Source organism: Rhizobacter sp. P2_D12 (assembly GCF_056404395.1).
Genome location: NZ_JBFUEB010000201.1, coordinates 1 through 5,775 on the forward strand (window position 1 = coordinate 1; position 5,775 = coordinate 5,775).

A 5,775-nucleotide genomic window follows, 5' to 3' on the forward strand; every position below is an offset into this window, starting at 1 on the left:
CATCCCGGCGCTCATCGCTGCCTGGCTGTACGACGCGTCGCCCGGCCCCAGTGCATTGGACTTGTAGTCCAGCACCCAATAGCGGCCTTCGTGCTCGAACACCAGGTCGGCGAAGCCCTTGAGCATGCCGTGCAACACCCGCTCGGGCAGCACCGGCCGTTCGAGCCCGCCCAGCAGATGCGTGCGGCACAGCGCGTCCAGGCGCTGCAGGTCGAGGTGCTCGCTCGGGAACCAGAACTCCATCTCGGGCAGCACGCCGTGCAGGTCGCGCAGGCGCGCATTCAGTGGCGGCAATGGCGTATCGACGATCTCGCGCAGCCACGCCAGCGCATCGGCCAGACGATGGCCCCAGCCCGCGCGCTCGATATGCTGCACCAGGCGCGCCTCGCAGTTCGGGTCGTCCAGGCAGCCGAAGCCTTCGCGCGCCAGCCATTCCAGCCGCTCGTGCATGAAGTTGCCGGGCACCGAGCCGCGCGGAAAGCGGTGCCACGGCGCGTCTTCGATGCGGGGCGGCGTGGCCGCCTGCGGCACGTCTTCCATCAGCGTCTGGTCCTGCGCGCGCATCGGCGTGGGCGGCGCGATCGCATGGCGCGTCAGCGACGTGAACGAGCCGACCGACCAGTCGCGCTCGAATTCGGCGCGGTAGCGCGGCGCATCGAGCAGGTCTGGGCGGATGTCCTGGCGCGACAGCATCGTCACCGCCTCCGGTTCGGCCAACGCGTGCAGCGAGATGCCGTCAGCGCTGCCCGCCACGACATCGAAGTGCCCGCGCAGTGCCTCGGCAGCTATTCGCTCGCCCCCGGCCAGCAGATAGCCAAGGGCCGACTCGTGCAACTTGTTCTCGCCCTTGCGCGTGCCGGAGACAGCCGCTGCGCCGAGCCACAGGAAGTGGCGCGCGCGCGTCAGCGCGACGTACAGCAGGCGCAGGTCTTCTTCGATGCGCGCACGGTCGACCGCAGCCAGCGCGTCATCGGTCAAGGCCAGGTCGAGATGGCGCATGCCGGCATCGTCCACATACTCGAAGAACGCGCGGTTGCGGCGGTTGGTGGCGCGCGCCGTCACGGCAAACGGCAGGTATACCAGCGGGTACTCCAGGCCTTTCGACTTGTGGACCGTGACGACCTTGACCAGTTCGGCGTCGCTCTCCAGGCGCAGCACGCGCTCGTCGCCGCTCGAACCCAGCCCGTCGATCTGCTCGGCGAACCAGCGGATCAGGGCCTGTTCGCCCTCGAGCTGGCTGCTGGCTTCCTGCAGCAGTTCGGCCAGGTGCAGCAGATTGGTCAGGCGCCGCTCGCCGCCCGGTTCGCGCAGCAGGCGCGCCGGCAAGCCCAGTTCGTGGATGAAGCGGCGCAGCATCGCCAGCACGCCCTGGCGCTGCCAGCTGCCGTGCAGCGCCTTGAGTTGCTCGACGCGCGCCTCCCACACCATCTCGTCGTGCGAGAACTGCGCCAGTTCGGCCAGCCCCAGGCCGGCAGTGGCAGTGGCAAACGCCGCCCGCGCCAGCGCGCCATCGAGCGGATTGGCCACCGCGTACAGCCAGCGCAGCACGTCCGCCGCTTCATCACTTTCGACCACCGAATCCTTGTCGGACAGGTAGACGCTGGCCACCTTGCGCCGCATCAGCGCGCGCCGGATGGCGCCGGCTTCGCGCCGGTCGCGCACGAGGATCGCGATATCGGCCGGCATCAGGCGCGTAAACACGGAACCTGCGCCAGCGTCGTCGTCGTCGAAGCCTACGCGCGCATCGTTGAGCAGGCCGACAATGTGTTCGGCGCAGTGATGGGCAAACACATCGCGGTAGTCGTCGGCCTTCAGGTCGGCGCGGTCCACGATGTTCACGGACAGCGCGCCGGTGGCCTCGCCCAGGCCCACGAGGTGGCGGCGGTGACCCTGCGCCTTGACCGCATCGAACGGCAGCGGGTTGTCGTCGCCACGCCGGAAGCGGAACGCGGCGCCCGAATGCGCGCCCTCGGCATGCAGGAACAGGCCGTTGACGGCGCTCACGAGCGGCGCGGTAGAGCGGTAATTGGTGTCGAGCTGGTAGTGGCGGCCAGCGGTGGCGCGGCGCGCGGCCAGGTAGCTGTGGATGTCGGCGCCGCGAAAGCTGTAGATCGACTGCTTCGGGTCGCCAATCAAGAACAAGCCATGCTCCGCGTCGTTCGCCTCGACCCGGTACAGCAGGTCGAAGATGCGGTACTGGTCGGGCGACGTGTCCTGGAATTCATCGACCAGCGCCACCGGATACTGGCCCACGATGCGCGCGCGCAGCGCGGCGCCGTTTTCGCCTTCGAGCGCAACCTTCAGGCGTTCGAGCATGTCGGCAAAGCCGAACTGGCGGTTGCGCCGTTTGAGCTCCTGCATGCGCGCGCCGATATGGCCGGCGGCGTGGCGCAGCAGCGCGTGGGCGATCGGGTCGAGCGCAGCCAGGCTGGCCTGCAGCGCGGCGGTGGCGTCGAAACAGTCCGGCACCTCGGTCGAAAAATCTTTGCTGAACGCGTCGGCGATGCCGTCCGGCGTCAGGCGGCGCCACGCCGTGTCGGTCAAGTCGGGCATGTGGCGCGCCGGGTCCGTGGCCCACGCCCGCAGCGCTTCGAACCATTTGACGAGCGAGTCGGCGCGCAGTTTGTTGCCGTTGAAGCACTTGGGCTGGCGCCCGCGGTGGCCGGCGATCCAGCGCTCCATCTCGTGAGCGCGCTCGAACCAGCCATCCTTCAGGCGCATCAGCTCTTCGCGCTGCGCCTTGGCCAGCCGCGCCACCAGTTGCTTCAGTGGTTCGGTCGCGGGTGCGCCGAGCAAGGCGTCGCGCCGCACCAGCTCGCGCACGCTCGTCTTGAGCGCCTCGACGTCGCGCCAGCTGTCCATCACGACCGCCAGCGCCTCGGCGCCGAGCGGGTACACCTGCTGGCGCCAGTAGTCGTGCGCAGCGTCCTCGAACAGTTCGCGCTCGTCGCTGACCAGTTCTTCGTCGAACAGGCTGCCGCTGTCGAAGGCGTGCTCGCGCAGCATGCGCTGGCACCAGGCGTCGATCGTGAAGATCGCCGCTTCGTCCATCGTCTCGGCCGCCATGAACAGGCGGTGCCCGGCGATCTGGCGCTCGCTGCCTGCCGTGTAGCTGGCGGCCAGCTCGTGCAGGTAGGGGTCGGCCACGTCGAGTTCACCGCGGAAGTAGCTTGCTGCCTGCACCAGCCGCTCGCGCACGCGGTTGGCCAGTTCGCGCGTGGCGGCGCGCGTGAACGTCATCACGAGGATCTCGGACGGCAGCAGTGGCCGCACGAAGGCATCCTCCCCGCCGTGCCCCAGCACCAGGCGCACATACAGCGCGGCGATGGTCCAGGTCTTGCCGGTGCCGGCCGACGCTTCGATCAGGCGCGAGCCGTGCAGCGGGAAATCGACTGGTTCAAGCTTGCTACTCATGTCAGTGACTCCTGCAACGGCTTGATCTTGACGCATTCCTGCATCCAGCGTGCCAGCGGTCCATACAGTTCCTCGGCCAGGTCGGGCCAGCCTCCGGCGTTCTTCAGGGCGTCGAAGTCCGGCCACAGGCGCGCCAGGCATAGATCATCGACCTCGCCGCGCAGCTCGAAGCCGCCGTCATAGGTTGCGCGCGGATCGCCCTGCGCCAGATGCGCCAGGGCCGTCTTACACGCCACCGGCAGCGGACTGTCCAGATTGGCCCGCCACAGGCGCACCAAGTCGCGCAGCGTCTCCAGCGCTGCCTCCTGCGCCAGCGGCGCCATCTCGAGCACCGCGTCGCGCGCCACCAGATAACCCGTCACCGGATTGCCTGCAGCGGCGGCAGCCAGCTGGCGCAGCCATGGCGCAATCAGTTTGTCGCCGCGCGGATTGCCGGCGCGGTCCAGCACCTTCGACGAGATCTGCATCAGCCACGCACTGCCTTCGCCGCTGGAGCGCAGGCGGTCGATCCAGTCGTCGAGGTGAATGTCACCGAGCAGCAGGCTGACGGCGAATTTCGGCGCCGCTTGCGGGAAGCGCGCGCCCAGGCGCAGCCACTCGGTGCGCACGGGCGCCAGGCTCTCGACCAGCTGCTCCTGCCACATGCGGCCCATCAGGCCGATCGGCAGCACGCCTTCGCGCGCCAGGCGTTCGGCGCGCACTGCCAGCGTGGCGCGCACGTCGCCAATCGCCTCGGCCTCGCCGCTGTCGTCCAGCAGGTGGTCTTCGATCTGGTAACGCTCCAGCGCATCCAGCCCGAACGGCTCTTCGTCGTCGCCCACGTGCGCGGCGTCGGCAAACACGACGCCCAGGCGCCGGCGGAAGAAAAAGCGCGCCGGCTGGCGCAGAAAACTGGCCAGTTCGCCCAGCTTGAGGACAAAGTCGGGCTCCAGCTCGTACGCCGGCAAGGCATCGTCGACGGGGTGCTCATCGGCGCCGTGCGCGGTGCGCCACTCGCCCGCATACGTGAGCAGGCCGCCGCGCTGGAAGTAGCGCCGGCTGAATGGCTGCAGCGGATGCTCGGTCGTGATGTGATGCAGGTCGTCCATGTCCCAGCCAGCCTTCAGGTAGTCGCGCAACTGCGCCACCAGCACCGAGGGCGGCTGCTCGCTGTTGTCGCGCACATTGCGGCCGACCCAGCTCACGTAGAACTTGTCGCGCGCAGCCAGCAAAGCCTCGAGCATCAGGTAGCGGTCGTCGTCGCGGCGCGAGCGGTCACCGGGGCGCGCCATGCCGGGAAGCGCCAGCAGGTCGAAGTCGGACGGGCGCGCGCGGCGCGGGAAGTCGCCATCGTTCATGCCCAGCAGGCAGACGGCGCGAAACGGCACCGCGCGCATTGGCATCAGGGTGCAGAAGGTCACACCGCCCGACACGAACTGGTGATTCAGCGTGGGCGCATCGAGTTCATTCATCCACGCTTCACGCAGCACCGCCAGCGGTACCGGTTCGTCGAAGCCCGCCCCGGCGCACGTTTCGAGCCAGCATTGCAGGCCCTCGCCCAGATTCGACAGCGTCAGGCGGTCGGCTTCGTCGCCGGCCGCATAGAAGCATGACAGCATCTCGCGCGCCGCCTCGCCCCATTCGGCTGGCCGCAGCGACGCATCGAGCCGGCCGCGCCACGTCAGCAGGCATTCGACCAGCTGGGCGAGCGAGCCGGCCAGCGCGGCATCGAGGCCACCGACTTCGGCGTACGGCTCGATGTCGCCGAAACTGGCGCCGGCGCCGCTGGCGTAGCCGAGCAGCATGCGGCGCACGCCGAAGATCCAGGCATTCTGCTCGCCCGTCATTCCCAGGCCCAGGCCCGCCCGGTGGTCGTGGTCCAGGCCCCAGCGCACGCCGGCGCCATCGATCCAGCGGCCCAGGATCGGCAGATCCTCGCTCGTCACGCCAAAGCGGCGCGCGACAGCAGGCACGTCGAGCAGGTCGCGCACTTCGCTCTGGCGGCAGCGCTGCTGCGGCAGGCGCAGCAGCCACTCGAGCGAGACCAGCAGCGGATTGACGCTGCGGTCGCGCACGTCGCCGATCTCGAACGGAATGTGACGCGGGTCGTGCCGCCGGTGCTGGTCGAATACCGCGTGGATCGCGGGCGAGAACGCATCGATATCCGGTACCATCACCACCACGTCGCGCGGGCGCAGCGTCGGATCGAGCGCGAACCACGACAGCAGCTGGTCGTGCAGCACTTCGATCTCGCGCTGCACGCTGTGCGTGACGTGGAACTCGATCGAGCGGTCGTCCAGCATCGGCGGCACATGCGGGTGCTCGGACAGCGGCACCAGGTCGCGCACCGCAGCCTGGACCTGCGACAAGAGCGTACCGCCG

Annotated in this window: 2 protein-coding genes; both read right to left on the reverse strand. The window is 69.1% G+C overall.

Translation table 11 applies throughout. The features are described from left to right. A partial coding sequence (recB, locus tag AC1DYN_RS31385; protein ID WP_477966530.1) for an exodeoxyribonuclease V subunit beta occupies positions 1–3,414 on the reverse strand: 3,414 nt, incomplete at its 3' end. Further along, positions 3,411–5,775, reverse strand: a 2,365-nt coding sequence (gene recC / locus AC1DYN_RS31390; RefSeq protein ID WP_477966532.1) for an exodeoxyribonuclease V subunit gamma, incomplete at its 5' end; no start/stop codon positions are given. The genes recC and recB, both read right to left, overlap by 4 nt.